Annotated in this window: 13 protein-coding genes; 11 read left to right on the top strand and 2 right to left on the bottom strand. The window is 33.4% G+C overall.

What is annotated here, in order from left to right:
• The first annotated feature begins 3 nt into the window (after positions 1 to 3).
• The 4 genes from RAH41_RS06685 to RAH41_RS06670 are packed head-to-tail and all read left to right on the top strand — an operon-like array spanning position 4 to position 4629.
• On the top strand, positions 4 to 702 hold the full coding sequence (locus tag RAH41_RS06685; RefSeq protein WP_331221419.1) for a response regulator transcription factor: 699 nt from the start codon (positions 4 to 6) through the stop codon (positions 700 to 702).
• 1 nt (position 703) lies between these two features.
• The gene (locus tag RAH41_RS06680) at positions 704 to 2074 is read left to right on the top strand and encodes a sensor histidine kinase (RefSeq protein WP_331221417.1); all 1371 of its coding nucleotides are present in this window, start codon (positions 704 to 706) and stop codon (positions 2072 to 2074) included.
• Positions 2075 to 2107: 33 nt separating this feature from the next.
• Complete coding sequence (locus RAH41_RS06675; protein ID WP_331221415.1) at positions 2108 to 3421, top strand: VTT domain-containing protein; 1314 nt, start codon at positions 2108 to 2110, stop codon at positions 3419 to 3421.
• Between the two features lie 41 nt (positions 3422 to 3462).
• Positions 3463 to 4629, top strand: coding sequence for an MFS transporter (locus RAH41_RS06670; RefSeq protein WP_331221413.1), 1167 nt, complete (start codon positions 3463 to 3465; stop codon positions 4627 to 4629).
• A gap of 168 nt (positions 4630 to 4797) precedes the next feature.
• Here the strand turns inward: RAH41_RS06670 and bioA are convergent, their stop codons facing one another.
• A complete protein-coding gene (gene bioA / locus RAH41_RS06665) occupies positions 4798 to 6156 on the bottom strand; it encodes an adenosylmethionine--8-amino-7-oxononanoate transaminase (protein ID WP_331221412.1) in 1359 nt (452 codons plus the stop codon).
• A gap of 140 nt (positions 6157 to 6296) precedes the next feature.
• On the opposite strand from bioA, the gene RAH41_RS06660 reads away from it, so the two are divergent.
• The 5 genes from RAH41_RS06660 (at position 6297) to RAH41_RS06640 (ending at position 11612) form a co-directional block, all read left to right on the top strand.
• On the top strand, positions 6297 to 6869 hold the full coding sequence (locus RAH41_RS06660) for a biotin transporter BioY (protein WP_331221411.1): 573 nt from the start codon (positions 6297 to 6299) through the stop codon (positions 6867 to 6869).
• Between the two features lies 1 nt (position 6870).
• The gene (gene bioD / locus RAH41_RS06655) at positions 6871 to 7557 is read left to right on the top strand and encodes a dethiobiotin synthase (RefSeq protein WP_331221410.1); all 687 of its coding nucleotides are present in this window, start codon (positions 6871 to 6873) and stop codon (positions 7555 to 7557) included.
• A 16-nt stretch (positions 7558 to 7573) separates the two neighbouring features.
• Positions 7574 to 8569 (top strand): biotin synthase BioB, encoded by a 996-nt coding sequence (bioB, locus tag RAH41_RS06650; protein WP_331221409.1) that lies wholly within the window; start codon positions 7574 to 7576, stop codon positions 8567 to 8569.
• 70 nt (positions 8570 to 8639) lie between these two features.
• Positions 8640 to 9761 carry a glycerate kinase gene (locus RAH41_RS06645; RefSeq protein WP_331221408.1) on the top strand — a complete coding sequence of 374 codons (1122 nt, stop codon included), beginning with the start codon at positions 8640 to 8642 and terminating at the stop codon, positions 9759 to 9761.
• Positions 9762 to 10064: 303 nt separating this feature from the next.
• Positions 10065 to 11612: an alpha/beta hydrolase gene (locus tag RAH41_RS06640; protein ID WP_331221407.1), complete on the top strand. Its 1548-nt coding sequence runs from the start codon at positions 10065 to 10067 to the stop codon at positions 11610 to 11612.
• Positions 11613 to 11766: 154 nt separating this feature from the next.
• Here RAH41_RS06640 and RAH41_RS06635 read toward each other — a convergent pair whose 3' ends face one another.
• Positions 11767 to 12963, bottom strand: coding sequence for a chromate transporter (locus RAH41_RS06635; RefSeq protein WP_331221406.1), 1197 nt, complete (start codon positions 12961 to 12963; stop codon positions 11767 to 11769).
• A 163-nt stretch (positions 12964 to 13126) separates the two neighbouring features.
• Here RAH41_RS06635 and RAH41_RS06630 point away from each other — a divergent pair, with 163 nt between their 5' ends.
• Positions 13127 to 14464, top strand: a complete 1338-nt coding sequence (locus RAH41_RS06630) for a D-serine ammonia-lyase (RefSeq protein WP_331221405.1) — start codon at positions 13127 to 13129, stop codon at positions 14462 to 14464.
• 314 nt (positions 14465 to 14778) lie between these two features.
• On the top strand, positions 14779 to 16254 hold the full coding sequence (locus tag RAH41_RS06625) for an aminotransferase class V-fold PLP-dependent enzyme (RefSeq protein ID WP_331221403.1): 1476 nt from the start codon (positions 14779 to 14781) through the stop codon (positions 16252 to 16254).
• The last annotated feature ends 150 nt before the right edge of the window (positions 16255 to 16404 follow it).

The following is a 16404-nucleotide window of genomic DNA, read 5'->3' as shown; positions in this document are numbered from 1 at the left end:
TAAATGAAGAAAATTTTAATTATCGAGGATGAAGTGAATATTGCTCGAGTTTTAAAATTAGAAATAGAATTTGAGGGTTATGATGTATTAGTCGAACATAATGGAAAAGCTGGTTTAGAGTCGGCTTTAAGCAATAATGTCGATCTAATTTTATTAGATGTTATGTTACCTGAATTGAGTGGAATAGAAGTTTTAAGAAGAATAAGAAAAACAAATCAATTTGTGCCCGTAATTTTATTAACAGCTCGAGATGCTACACATGATAAAATTATCGGACTTGATTATGGTGCAAATGATTATATTACGAAACCATTTGAAATTGAAGAAGTTTTAGCAAGAATACGTTCGTGTCTACGATCAAGTAATCTAGTTCAGGAATTTAAAAAAAGCGAAGACGAAAATCCCACTTTAGCAATTGAGGATTTAGTTGTGAATTTAGAAGCTAGGGAAGTAAAGAGGAATGATAAAGTCATTTCATTAACACCAAAAGAGTATGATTTATTAGTTTACTTATTAACAAATCAAAATAAAATTGTGACAAGAGAAGGCATCATAACAACCGTTTGGGGTTATGAGTATGAAGGGGAAACAAATGTTGTTGATGTGTACATTAGACATTTAAGAAAGAAAATTGAAGAGGACTTTGACGTCCCTTTAATTCGAACTATACGAGGTGTGGGGTACACAATGAGGAAGGGTTAAGATGAAAATAACGACTAAAATCAATTTGCTAATTACTTCATGGATCTTAATCATTCTAGTTTTAATTAACGGGTTAGTTTTTTATTTGTTTATGAAAACGACTGTAAATATGGAAGAACATGTTGTGAGTCAAAAGGCTCATGAAATCTTAAAAAAACAGGATATTCCGATAACATTGCAGATGAATGAAGAGGCATTATATCCATTTATGTCTAATCATTCTTATATTCGAATCATTAATCCAAACTCAAAAATTGTGACAGAAATTAGTAATGATAAACTATTGAATCGCATTAAGCCTAAGTTCACAAGAAAAGAAGAAACGAGACTAATTCCATTTAGTGAGCATCAAAATATAGTCGTACGAGTACCAATTTTACAGAACCAAAAAGTAATTGGAACCTTAGAAATTGGAGAGTTGCTAGTTGGACTTGAAGGGCGAAAGGATATGCTATTAACAATAATGGCAATCGTTACTGCTATTTCTGCTATTTTATCAATGATGGCTGGTAGATGGCTAACCCGTATCATAATGAATCCAATTACATCCATGATTACTACGATGGAAGATATTGAGAAAAGTGGAGTTCCAAAAAGGATTTTAATAAAAAATGAAACGAAAGATGAATTACACAAAATGGCAAGCACATTTAATCGGATGATTAACAGGCTACAAGACAGCATCGAAAAACAGAAGCAGTTTGTATCAGATGCATCTCACGAGTTGAAGACTCCTATTACGGTTATAAGTAGCTTTGCTAACTTATTAAGAAGACGTGGTTTTAAAAATGAGGAAATGGCGGCGGAAGCAATTGAGACGATTTATTCCGAAGCGAACCGTATGCAAGATTTAACAAAAACTTTATTAGCTTTAGCCGAATCCGAGAATTTAAAGAGTATTGAAATGAATTCAGTCGAACTAGTTGCTTTGTGTCATTCGACTTTAGTACAGCTCCAAAATGTGTATAAACGAGAAATTACGTTACACGCTCAAAAACAGAAAATATTTATTAAAGGAAATGAACTTAAAATTAAACAAGTTATTATTATCTTCTTAGATAATGCAATAAAGTACAGTTCAGATAAAATTGAGATAAACATTAGTTGTAGTAGTGAAGTAGCTATTCTTTCAATAAAAGATTATGGGATTGGGATTCGAGAGGAAGAATTAGAAAATATATTCGAACGTTTTTATCGAGTTGATAAAGCGCGTAGCCGTGAAACTAGTGGTGGCACTGGACTTGGACTTTCAATAGCTAAAAATATAATTAGCTTGCATAATGGGAAGATTAATCTAAAAAGTGTTGAAAATGTAGGAACAGAAGTAGAGGTAGTATTTCCGCTAGATGAGATTAAGAGAAATAGAAAATAATCAGTACAGAGTATTGAAAATTGAGGTTTTAATATGAACGAAATCATCCATTTATTAAATGAATATGGCTATATTATCCTATTTTTATCATTAATGTTGGAATTGATTATAGTTCCTATACCGAATGAAGCATTGATGAGTTATGTAGGTGTTTTATGTTTTCATGGAAAAATGAATATTGTATTATCCATTATGTCTGCCTGGCTTGGAGGAATTGTTGGGATAACCATCTCCTATTGGCTAGGATATAAACTTGGTACGCCGTTTTTTCGCAAATTTGGACACTATATCCATATGGGTCCTGAAAAGATCGAGAAGATGTCAAAATGGTATGAAAAATATGGGAAGGTATTATTATTAGTATCGTTCTTTATTCCTGGAATTAGACATTTCGCAAGCATCATATCTGGAATCATTAAATTACCCTATCGATCCTTTGCTATCTTTTCCTATATTGGTGTATTTCTTTGGATTGGAACCTTTATATGGTTAGGTCAGATCATGGGACCAAAATGGGATATCTATCAAGTAGAAATTAAAAAGTGGTTAGTATTAGGTAGTATATTATTAGGTTTTATAGTACTCACTTTCTTTGTTGTTAAAGCAAATAAAGAAATAATTAAAGAGTCATTATTATTAATTTTTGAATCAAGTTTCAAGAGATTTAAAAGTTTCATGAAATTAAAGTTGATTATCCTAACATGTTTAATTTTTTTCGTTTCGTTCTTTATCTTAATGATCGGATTAATCCAGGACAAAATTAGTAATGAATTTAATAAATTCAATTCTGTATTCAAGACCATTGTTTTTAATTTATTTAATCAAAATTGGCATGGGAGTATGAACTTTATTTATTCCTTATCGACATGGAAGGTTTTGGTGGCAGTCTCGCTTGCTACCATACTTGTCATATTAATAAACAACAAAAATAAATGGCTAGAATTGCTCTTTTTTATCGCTAGTTTAGCTGGAATTGTTATACTTTCCGTTGGGATTCCTTGGATCTTCAACTTTATGTTAGGTAGTAATGTAAGTAATAACTTTCCAAATGAAAAATCTATGTTGATTTTGACAGTATTAGGTTACTTCATTATTATGTTAATTCGACATAACAAAGCTTATTTACTTAATATCGTAATGTTCATCTGCTTTATTTTTGTTGTTTTATTATTTTCTATAAGCAGCGTCTATTTGCACCACTTATTGCCTAGTGACATTGCTGCTGGGTTTGTATTCAGCTCAGTTTGGTTAAGTGGAATCATATTCTCACTGGAGTTGTTTCGATTTGTCTCGCTGTTGAAAGAGAATATACGTGAGGAAAAATTGTTAAAAAAGCAAGTCGAATGACTGTAATCTTCTTTTATTACGATTTAAGGAGGTAATGGATTATGAGAGGTAAGAACATATGGATATTAAGTCTGGTCAGCTTTTTTACAGACATGGGTACTTACATGGTAACGCCGTTAATCCCTATTATTCTTTCAGCCTCAGGTCCTTTCATAATCGGTCTCATTGACGGCTTATCCGAAAGTCTAGCTAGTGTATTAAAGTTATATTCTGGTAAGCGTTCAGATCGACTGAAGAACAGAAAAAAGTTGGCGATTTTCGGATATGGATTATCAGGGTTAGGAAGGCTTGTATTGATTTTTTCAAGTTCATGGATAGGAGTTTTCATTTGGAAGCTAGTTGATCGAACGGGAAAAGGAATACGAACAGCTCCAAGAGATGCTTTGATATCAGAATCTGGTGGGAAAAATAAGCAAGGTAGAGTTTTCGGTATTCATCAGATGATGGATATGTTAGGAGCTGCTTTAGGAATAGGAACAGCCATTGTTATTTTGTATTTGGTAGGAAATAAAAACATTAATGAGGTGTTTTTATATTCATTGGTTCCAATCACAATTGGTTGGATTATATTATTTAGCCTAAAGGAAACGATAAAAAAACCAATTGGCCAATTAAATAAGTCATCAAGAAAGTTAGATTTTAAATGGGAGCTTTTAGATTCCAATATAAAGAAACTGTTATTAATTGTACTATTGTTTACAATTGTAAATTCATCCAATTCTTTTTTGTTATTAAGAGTAGCAAATCTTGGATTCTCGAATCAAAGTGTATTAATGATGTACTTATTATTTCACTTAACAGCTTCTTCTTTTTCTTATATTTCAGGTGCATTTTCCGATAAATATGGACGCAGAGGAATACTGACGGCTGGATATGCTTTATATGGAATCGTTTATATCGGTTTTGCAGATGTTCACTCAGCCACTGGTTTAGTCATTCTATTTATTTTATACGGACTTTATTCAGCATTAACAAAAGGAGTTGAAAAAGCACTAGTCGTAGAACTAGTGAACCCTGATCGTAAGGGAACGGCACTCGGTTTTTATGCGATGGTTTCCGGAATTGGGTTTTTTCCAGCTTCGTTGCTAACAGGATGGTTATGGCAACAATTTGGAGCTACTACTTCATTTTATATTAATGGGGTGATCGCATTAATTACTGCTTTATTGTTAATGAGAGTGTTGAAGAGAATTAAAGAAGTTACTTAAAAAACTAAATAGACTATTAGTATAAAAAACAGAAAAACTAACATGAAAAGTTTTTCTGTTTTTTATGGAAGATTAATGATGATTAAGCCATTCTAACTCAACCTTTAAAGGATTTATAAATTTAACAACGAGTTAAATACGTTGGTTTTATTAACTCAAGTGACTAGTCTACATTTCTGTAATATCAGAAATAGCACGATAAAGAATATCTAACATTTCATCAAGCTCCGATTCCTTTGATGCTAATGGTGGCATAAATACAATAACATTCCCAAGAGGACGTGTGAGTAGTCCAAGCTCTTTTGCCCTTTTCGTTACTTGCACTCCGATTCGTTCATTCCAATGGAAAGCTTCTTTAGTTTCCTTTGATTTTACTAGTTCAATTCCAACCATTAAGCCACTTTGACGTATATCTCCAACATGTTTTAGTTCATTAAATTGCTTCAGTTTCTCTTGGACATATGATGAAGTTGTTTCGACATGTTGTAGTAATTTCGTTTTATTAAATAAATCTAGATTCGCTATTGCAACAGCGCATCCAAGGGGATTACCAGTATAGCTATGACCATGAAAGAAAGTTTTTTGTTCTTCGTATGATCCTAAAAATGCTTCGTAAATTCTGTTCGTTGTTAATGTTGCTGCAACCGGTAAATAGCCACCGGTTAACCCTTTTCCACAGGTTAAAATATCTGGTGTAACCCCTTCTAGTTCACACGCAAACATTTTACCAGTTCGCCCAAATCCTGTTGCAACTTCATCAGCAATTAACAATACATCATACTTTATACATAATTCCTGTATTGCTTTTAAATACCCTTTTGGCATGACAATAATACCACTAGCTCCTTGAACAATTGGTTCAATAATTAATGCCGCAATGGAATTACTTTTTTCGATAAATAAATTTTCAACTTCTCTTAAATAGGCATTTTTAATTTCTTCCTCATTACCCACATACTTTGAACGATAAAGATGTGGGTAGGAGACCTTTATACTTGGAAATAGTAACTCATTATATGCTTGATGGTATAAATCAATTGCACCTACTGACACTGCCCCAATTGTATCTCCATGATAAGCTTCCTTCATCGTAACAAAAGTATTCTTATCAGATTTACCTATGTTTCTCCAATATTGATAGGCCATTTTAATCGCGATTTCTACAGAAGTAGCACCTGAGTCTGAATAAAAGACTTTTTCTAAGCCGTTAGGAGAGATTTCAACTAGCTTCTCTGCTAAAAGAATTGCAGGTATATTCGCCATGCCTAAAAGTGTTGAATGGGCAACTTTCTCTAATTGCTCATTAACCGCTTCATTTAATTCTTGAATATTATGGCCGTGGACATTTAACCAAATAGAGGATACACCATCGTAATATTCATTGCCTAATACATCATATAGTTTTCGATCTTTACCATGTGAAATAATTAGCGGATCTTCGTTTAGATAATCCTTCATTTGAGTAAAAGGGTGCCAAAGATATTGTTTATTTTTTTTAGATAAATCTTGATAGAGTTCATGATTCATATATGTTCCCCCCCTGTTTCATATGTTAACCTAATACTTAAATTCGGTTGACATATATTTCAATTGCATGTTAATTTAATTTTGTGAGTTTGTCAAATTTTGTTAATTTGGCAGACTCATAAACTAATAGGGGGGATACAATGCAAAATAGAACATTATCATTAACAGTAATATCGTTATTTGCCTCACTAACATCGATTGGAGCCTTTATAAAGATTCCTTTACCAGTGATTCCTTTTACCCTTCAAATACTTTTTGTATTTTTAGCCGGCAATCTATTAGGAAGTAAAAAAGGGATGATGAGTCAGCTACTGTATGTTGGGATTGGATTAATCGGAATACCAGTATTTGCTTCTGGTGGCGGACCTGAATATATTTTAAAACCAACATTTGGCTATTTAATCGGTTTCATCATTGCCGCGTTTGTAATTGGCTTGATCGTTGAAAAAACGAGGGAACCAAAACTTAAGAATTTTATTTTTGCTAATGTAATAGGATTAATGATTGTTTATATCTTAGGCATTACATATGTATATATTTCTTTAAATACTTGGTTAGATAGTCCCGTATCATTAGAAAAGGTGCTAATGATGGGACTCGTATATAGTATTGGACAAGATTTGTTACTAGCTGTTTTTGGAGGAGTATTGGCGGTACGCCTACATTCTCATTTTGCAAGAGCTAGAGAAAATGAAAAAAAGGTGGCTGCTTAAGATGGGAAAAGGATATTTTGTAACTGGTATCGATACAAATATTGGAAAAACCTATGTTACTGCCCAAATGGTGGATTGCTTGCAGAAAAAAGGAATTGATGCAATTCCTTATAAACCAATACAAAGTGGAGTTGTTAATATTAACAATAGACTTATAGGGGAAGATACAGCCTTTTATAAAGAGAAATTAGAACTAACAGAAGAGCATGATTACTACGGTACATATACAATGAAAACACCGGTCTCACCACATTTGGCTAGTAAACTAGAAGATATTTATATCGATGAACAAGTTATTTTAGAAAAATATAAGCAATTAGAAAATAAGCATGATGTTGTTTTTGTTGAAGGAGCAGGTGGTGTTGCGGTTCCACTAAAAGAAAATTTTGGAACGATTGATTTAATAAAACGATTAAACATACCAGTTATCCTTGTTACATCCTTAAAGCTAGGAACAATTAATCATACAGTATTAACAACTGAATATTTAAAATCACACCAAATTAAGCTAATGGGATTATTAATTAATAAAGTACCATCCGTTATGGGTGAAATGGAAAAAGATAATTTAGTTATGCTAGAAAAATTAACAGGTCATAACATTCTTGGCATTATACCAGAGCAGATGGATTCGTTTACAGAAACATCTATTTTAGAATTCCAGGAATTATTAACAAAAAATCAATGAAATGGTGAGTGATCATATGAATTGGACTAAATTAGCGCAAGAGGTTATTTTAGGTAAAGTAATTTCAGATGAGGAAGCTTTAAGCATTTTGTCATGTGAAGATGATGAATTACTTTCACTTTTACAAGGTGCATTTATCATTAGGAAACATTATTATGGAAAAAAAGTTAAACTGAATATGATTATTAACGCTAAAAGTGGTTATTGTCCTGAGGATTGCGGTTATTGTTCACAGTCTTCAATTTCTAGTGCACCGATTGAGAAATATCCTTTTCTATCTAAAGAAGAAATTCTTGATGGAGCAAAGCGTGCCTTTGAATTAAAAGCAGGCACATATTGCATTGTTGCAAGTGGGCGCGGACCAACGAATCGAGATGTAAATGTAGTAACTGATGCGGTTAAGGAAATTAAAGAATTATATGGTTTAAAAGTATGTGCTTGCTTGGGGCTTATTAAAGATAACCAAGCAAATGAGCTTAAAAAAGCAGGTGTTGATCGATATAATCACAATTTAAATACATCAGCTGAGCACCATAATTATATTACGACAACTCATACATATCAGGATCGAATCGATACGGTTGAGAAAGTTAAACAATCAGGTATATCTCCGTGTTCGGGAGCCATTATTGGGATGAAGGAAACAAAATATGATGTTATTTCGATCGCTAGGTCATTACATAAATTGGATGCAGATTCCATTCCGATAAACTTTTTACATGCAATTAATGGAACAAAACTAGAAGGAGTAAACGAATTAAATCCACGTTATTGTTTAAAAGTATTAGCATTATTCCGCTTTATTAATCCTTCGAAAGAAATTCGAATTTCTGGAGGACGAGAAGTAAATCTGCGTAGTTTACAACCACTTGGACTTTATGCTGCAAATAGCATTTTTATAGGTGATTATTTGACTACGGAAGGTCAGGAGACAAATAGTGACCATGCAATGCTAGAAGATTTAGGGTTTGAGATTGAGTTGGTTGGAAAACAAGAAGAGATATTTTCTTGAATAAATTAAAAATCAAGATTAGAATTTCAATAACTAATCAAATTATTGCATCACTTTAAGGAGGAAGAAAATGAAAGTAGTAATCTTACCTGATTCCTTTAAAGAAAGCTTAGATGCAATGAATGTAGCTAATGCCATTCATAAAGGCTTCCATTCCGTATTTCCTGATGCAGATTATCATTTATTCCCATTGGCCGACGGAGGGGAGGGGACTGTTCAAGCTTTAATCGCATCAAATGGTGGAGAAGTTGAAACCATTAATGTAACAGGCCCGCTTAGTGAAACTGTTCAGGCTAAAATTGCATTTTCAAAGGATCATAAAACGGCTTTTATAGAAATGGCTGAAGCCTGTGGTTTGCATCTTGTACCGCTTGAAAAACGTGATCCCCTGCAAACTACTTCCTTTGGTGTTGGGGAATTAATTCTTTATGCTATTGAGCGTGGAGCTTCTGAGCTTATTGTTGGTGTTGGAGGTAGCTCAACAAATGATGGTGGGATTGGGATGGCTCAAGCGCTAGGTTACCAATTCTTCGATCAAAATGGTAGGGAAATTGAATGCAATGGTAAGGCATTGCTAAAAGTAGCTACTATGTGTGATGAAAACAAGTCACCACTATTAGATAAAGTGAAAATCACTATTGCAGCAGATGTTGTGAATCCATTAATTGGTAGAAATGGAGCAACATATATATTTGGACCACAGAAAGGACTTTCTGTGGATCAATTAGCTACAATGGATGAAGCTATGAGAAGTTTCTATCAGATTACTGAGCATTATCTAAATAAATCCGTCTCAGAGATCCCCGGAAGTGGAGCGGGTGGGGGCATGGGTGCAGGCTTAATGCTATTCGCAAATGCTTCAATTAAAAAAGGGATTGAACTGGTTCTTGAACAATTAAATGTTAAAGACGTATGTAAGGATGCTGACATTGTAATTGTAGGAGAAGGAAGAATGGATGGACAAACAATTTATGGTAAAGCCCCTGTTGGAGCGGCTGCGTGTGCCCCATCTAATGCGAAAGTAATTGCAATTTGTGGTAGTATGGGTGATGGGATAGAGGAATTGTATAACCACGGAATTGATGCTATTTTCCCTACGATTCCTGCAATCTTACCAATTGAAGATGTTATGAAAAACGCATTTGAAAATATTGAAAGAACTGCACGAAATATTGCTGTACTTTTAAAATAATAGAGTCAGATAACTAAATGATATAAAACGTAAGTAGGGAGCCGTTTCATTCGGCTCCTTTTTTGTTTATAGAATTTATTTTTAAAATATAAATTTAAATTTAGTGAAGTTAACATTTTGTAGACTTTTGTCCCCTTTACATTTCATTAATGATTGTTTCTAGTCATATTGTATTTTACTTATTTCATTTTATACGGTCAGATTGGCTCAAATTATTGAACATAATCTTTATGATGAAGGTAATTTAAAGTTGAAATAGAAAAGTAAAAAAAGTAGGAAAAGTTTTTTAAGGAGGTTGATTGAGTGAAAAAGAAACTAATGGCATTAGGGGCTATTTCCGTACTAACATTTACTAGTCCTTCTGTAAGTTTTTTGAAAGAGAGTATGCATTCAGAAGCAATTGCAGCTTCAATTATTCCAGGTGCACATGATGTAAAAGTTACTGTATTTGATGGTGTAAATGGAAACTGGCTTACTACCAAAAATCCGATCCAATACAGTGCTGCTACTGAGTTTGGAAATCTTGGTCTAGCTCCATATAACTGGGGAAATAAGGATTCTGGGACTGGCTGGTATAAGATGTATAAACCAGCTGAAATTAAGGGTACTCAAATTAATGGAATGTTCGAAGATTCAAAGTTTGTCATCCGTGTTCCCGAAAATTGGAATGGGAAATTAGTAGTAGCAGGCATCCCAGCGACAAGAAGTGAAACAGCGACTGACTTATTATTTAGTGATTATGTTCTCGCAAAAGGATATGCATTCGCAGCTTCAGACAAAGGAACTCAAGGAGAAGTAGATCCATCAGATCCGTTTGCAAAATCTAAAAATGCATTAGCGGATGAAGAAGATAGTGTTGCAGAATGGAATAAACGTTTTCGAGAATTGACGAAGGCAGCTCAAAGTTATTTAATCGAAAATCATGCAGCTCAACTAATTCATAAAAATGATAAAGGTAATCCAGCAAGTAAATTAGTCAAAAAAGATCATAAAATTCCAACGTATGCAATGGGAATATCAAATGGAGGATATGTTGTCCGTTACGCACTTGAAAATGATGACAAGATGAAAACTGGAGAACCGGCCTTATATGATGGAGGAATTGATTGGGAAGGTGTATTATGGAGAGCAAATTATCCGAATTTAATTAGCTCACTTACACCAGTTGTAAATAATGCTGAAAAAGCAATTTATGGAGAAGGAACCGAAAAAGAGAAAGCAATTCAAGAAATGTATAAGGCTGGCTTACCAAAAGGGTCCGAACAATTATGGAATTATCATGACCAAGTTTATTGGTTTATTTCATTAAACATTTATCGCGATGAGTTTGATCCAAATGCACCGAATCATATCCCGTGGCAAAACTACTTGAATTTTATTAATGGCGTTAGGGATCGCCAATATGACTCGATTTTTAAAGAGTACGATTATAACAAACGTCCGTCATCGGTTAAGAACAACATAAAGAAAATTCAAAACACTGGAGATATCGATGTACCATTAATTAGTTTAACAGGTTCACTAGATTCACTTATTTTCCCTACTGTTCATGCCCAACCATATGATCAATTAGTTAAGGAAGCAGGGAAAGGGAAATATCATCGTCTTTATACAATAGAAAAAGCCAATCATGTAGACAGTCTAGTTTGGAATACAGCAACTGATCAAAAGAAAGAATTACAACCACTTCTCCCATATGTTTTTCAATCATTTGAATTACTAGAAAAATGGGTAGAAAAGAAAGAACAACCACCTAAAAACAAAACGATTCCAGTACCAAAACATCCAACAAAAGTTATTGATTTGAAAACGGGAGAAGAAGTAGAACCTTTAACTACAGAGAAAAAGTAAGATCTATAATACTATCATTGATAGTATCCCTTTAAAGTAGAGAAACAGGCTGGCCAATCCAATATACGGATAGGCCAGTCTATGTTAATTAATGTCCTTAAATGAAAAGTTTAGTGTAAAAGTAACAATTTTGCTGTAAATCAACTTATTTTAGTTAACTTAGAATAGATAAAATTTCACCTCCAATAGCTCCTGCAAGTACTATGCTCCAAGGTGGCAATTTTATAAACACTAACATACTAAATAAGATCACTACGATTAGAAAGTCAAAAATCGAAAATACAGAACTAATCCATATTGGATTACAAAAGGCTGAAATTAAAATCCCAACTACTGCAGTATTTACGCCTAATAAAGCTCTTCTTAATTTCGAATTACGACGCATACTTGACCAAAATGGGAGAGTACCTAAAATAAGTAGGAATGCAGGTAAGAAAATGGCTATCGTTGCAATCAACCCACCTTGCCATCCGAACATAACAGTTCCTAAATAAGCTGCAAATGTAAATAATGGCCCGGGTACAGCTTGCGCGAGGCCATACCCCGCCAAAAAGGTTTCTTTGTTTATCCACCCAGTAGGAACAAACTCCCGTTCTAGTAAAGGAAGAACTACATGGCCTCCACCAAATACCATTGAACCTGCCCTATAGAAACTATCAAATATGGAGATCCATTTAGATGATGTAAAAGAATTAATTAAAGGTAATAAAGCTAATAAAATAAAAAATATAGCTAAACAAATTACGGAAAACTTTTTTGAAATATTCGTAGTGAGTGTAGTTTCATCACTGTTTTCATTATCTTGGTATAGTAAATAACCTGCAATTGAAGAAATCAAAATGACGGCTATTTGAGTAAATGTAGTTTGCCATATTAATGTGGCTATCATTGCAAATAATGCTAGAGCTTTCCTTTTTATATCAGGAGTTAAGTTCTTTACCATACCTAAAATAGCTTGAGCTACAATCGGTACCGCAACCAGTTTTAAACCATGGATCCACCCTGAATTTTTAATATTCATGTCCTGTAATAATAACGCAAATAATATAAGTGAGATGACTGAAGGTAATGTAAATCCAATAAATGAAACAATACCACCTAGGACCCCTGCACGGATTACACCAATTCCCATGCCAACTTGGCTACTTGCTGGTCCAGGTAAGAATTGTGACAAAGCTACTAAATCAGCATAGTTTTGATCGTCAATCCACTTTTTCCTTCTTACATATTCTTCACGAAAATAACCTAAATGAGCAATTGGTCCACCAAAAGAAGTTAAGCCCAGTTTAGTAGAAACAATCAGTATTTCTATCAAAAGTGATAACTTATTATTTTTTTGATTAGGATTCATATTTCCCTCCAACAACTGACATAGAAATAGTATAGTTTGAATCAAAATTTAAACCAATCTCTTTTGATGGGAATTTACAAAAGATTAACAAACTAAGCTAGCTATTCTAGTGATAATATCTGATAAACTAGATATAAACTGTTTAAGTCTAGGAGGAATATAGATGGAAAGAATTGACATACAGGCAAATATAGAAAAATATCCAATCCTAAAAAAACTAATGAACTTTGAGGAATACCTTTGGTTGAACCCGAATGTTGAGACGTTTCAAAAAGCAATGAAAATGTCACCACTTACTCAAGATGATGTAAACGACGCAGATGAACGATTAAAAAGGTTTGCACCCTATATATCAAAGGTTTTTCCAGAAACAAAAGATACAAATGGCATTATAGAGTCTCCTTTAGTACAAATTCCTTCTATGAAACAATCTTTAGAGAAAAATTTCCAACAGACTATTTTAGGAGAATTATTTTTAAAATGCGATAGTCATTTACCAATATCAGGATCAATTAAAGCAAGAGGTGGCATTTATGAAATATTAAAACATGCCGAAAGCCTAGCTATAAAGTATCAGCTATTAACGATTGAAGATGATTACTCAAAAATAGATAGTGATATATTTAGAGATTTTTTCTCCAACTACTCAATTGCTGTAGGGTCCACTGGAAATTTAGGTATGAGCATTGGTATTATTAGTGCAAAGTTAGGTTTTAAAGTAACCGTACATATGTCAGCGGATGCAAAGCAATGGAAAAAAGATTTACTTAGAAGTAAAAATGTAAATGTTATTGAGTACGAGGCGGATTATAGTAAGGCAGTAGAAGAAGGTAGAATTCAAGCAGAAGCAGATCCTAATTGTTATTTTGTAGACGATGAAAATTCAAATGATTTATTTTTAGGATATGCAGTAGCTGCTTCACGTTTAAAAAAGCAATTTGCAGAATTAGACATTACAATTGATGAAAATCATCCATTATTTGTTTATTTACCTTGCGGAGTTGGAGGAGGACCTGGTGGTGTCGCATTTGGTCTGAAACTATTATTCAAAGATAATGTTCATTTCTTTTTTGCCGAACCAACTCATTCTCCTTGTATGTTGATTGGATTAATGACAGGACTCCACGATCAAGTTTCTGTACAAGATTTTGGCATTGATAATAAAACGGATGCAGATGGCCTAGCTGTAGGAAGACCATCTGGATTTGTAGGGAAAATCATGGAGCCATTTTTAAGCGGTAGCTATACAATAAGTGATGAAAAGCTATATTCCATGTTAAAAGAGTTAGTTGATACTGAGGACCTTTATTTAGAACCGTCAGCACTAGCTGGTATGATTGGTCCAATTAAATTATTTAAAGAAGGAAAAGAATATTTAGTAAAAAATAATTTAATGCAAAAAATGGAAAAAAGTACCCATGTCATTTGGGCTACAGGTGGTAGTATGGTCCCGGAAAAAATGATGAAAGAGTACTATCAAAAAGGGTCTCTTTTTAAATAAAATAGATAGTGTAAAATTTTACTAATATTTTAAAAGTGAAAAAATTCTTTTAATGCAGAATAATTTGACATATATTTGTATATGTAAATAAGTTTTCTATATAGATTTTGACGCAAGATATTTTCTTTTTAATTGGTTCTGTTTAAAAATTAATAAATTACTAAAAAAAGCCATTCCGTCATTAGTGGACTGGCTTCAGTGCACATTAAATAATACCCAATAGGGTATTGGAATACTCGGTTTTATCTTAATTATATTAAACAGAGACTTCCGATTAAAAATCACAAAACATATTCTCATTAGGAGCGATAAAATTGAATTTAGAAAAGTATTTTTCACAATTTAGAAAAGAGATTATTGGAAATGAAAAGCCATTCCTATCGCCATTTGGTGAAAAGAAAATTATTTATTTAGATTGGGCTGCGAGCGGTAGGTTATATGGACCAGTTGAAGAAAAATTACTTTCAACTTTTGGGCCGTATGTTGCAAATACGCATACGGAATCAAATATTACTGGAAGCACGATGACGAATTGTTATCATGAAGCATTACAGATTATAAAAGAGCATGTTAATGCAAGCGCTTCCGACACAATCATAACTGATGGATCAGGAATGACTGGCGTTATGAATAAGTTTCAACGCATTTTAGGGTTGAAACTTCATGAAAACTTCCATTTCCGTTTAAGCTTACCCGAGGAAGAAAGACCTGTTGTTTTTATAACTAGTATGGAGCATCATAGCAATCATACTTCGTGGTTAGAAACGATTTGTGATGTAGAAGTTGTACCGAATTGTGCGAACAATGTTGTTGATTTGGAATTTTTAAGAGAACGCCTAGAATTTTATAAGAATAAACGTAAAGTAATTGGATCATTCAGTGCTTGCTCAAATGTATCAGGATTAATTACACCTTATCATAAGCTTGCTAGACTTATGCATGAATATAATGGTGTTTGTTTTGTGGATTTCTCAGCTTCTGCACCTTATGTTGATATTGATATGCATCCTAGTGATCCAATGGAAAAACTTGATGCGATTCTGTTTTCTCCACATAAGTTTTTAGGAGGACCTGGTAGTAGCGGAGTTTTAATATTTGACTCTTCTCTATATCAAAATAAAATTCCAGATCATCCAGGTGGAGGAACTGTTGAGTGGACGAATCCATGGGGTGAGAAAAAATATATTAACAATATTCGCGAAAGAGAAGATGGTGGTACTCCAGGATTTCTTCAAACAATTAGAACAGCACTTGCAATTAAGGTAAAAGATGCAATGGGTACAATGAACATCTTAAACCGTGAAGAAGAATTAGAACACATCGTGTTAGCTGAACTTAAATCGATTGAAAATGTTGTGTTACTTGAAAATTCAAGCAATCCACGACTAGGTTTTTATTCTTTTTATTTAAAGGATATTCACCATAATTTGGTTGTTAGATTATTAAATGATCGTTTCGGAATTCAAGTACGAGGCGGCTGTTCATGCGCAGGTACTTATGGACATATGCTTTTGAATATTACAAAAGAAATGTCTAAATCAATTACGGATGAAATAGATAATGGAAATATTAGTGTAAAGCCTGGCTGGATTCGTATGAGTGTACATCCAACGACTACAAATGAAGAGGTATTATTATTTACGAATGCATTAAAAGATATTCTTCAAAACATAGATGGATGGTCTAAAGACTATATTTACCTTAAAGAGAAAAATGACTTTATCCATAAAGACGAAGCAGTTATGGAAGTAGGTACTTATTTTGAGATGAGTATGGCTGTAAAATCTTAAAATTTTAAGGTAACGCTTTGAAAAACAATCTTGTCTCTTTAGCCTCCTCGGCAAGCCTGCGGGATCTTTAGCCTTCCCGCATATCCCATAGGAGTGGAGCATCCCTCTAGTCCAATCAATCACTCACTCAAGATTGATTTTCCCTATAAA

The sequence above is a fragment of the Gottfriedia acidiceleris genome (assembly GCF_036421055.1).
Taxonomy (GTDB): Bacteria; Bacillota; Bacilli; order Bacillales; family Bacillaceae_G; genus Gottfriedia; species Gottfriedia acidiceleris_C.
The sequence above is the reverse complement of the archived record's forward strand: the minus strand, read 5'-3'. Positions and strand labels throughout refer to the sequence as shown.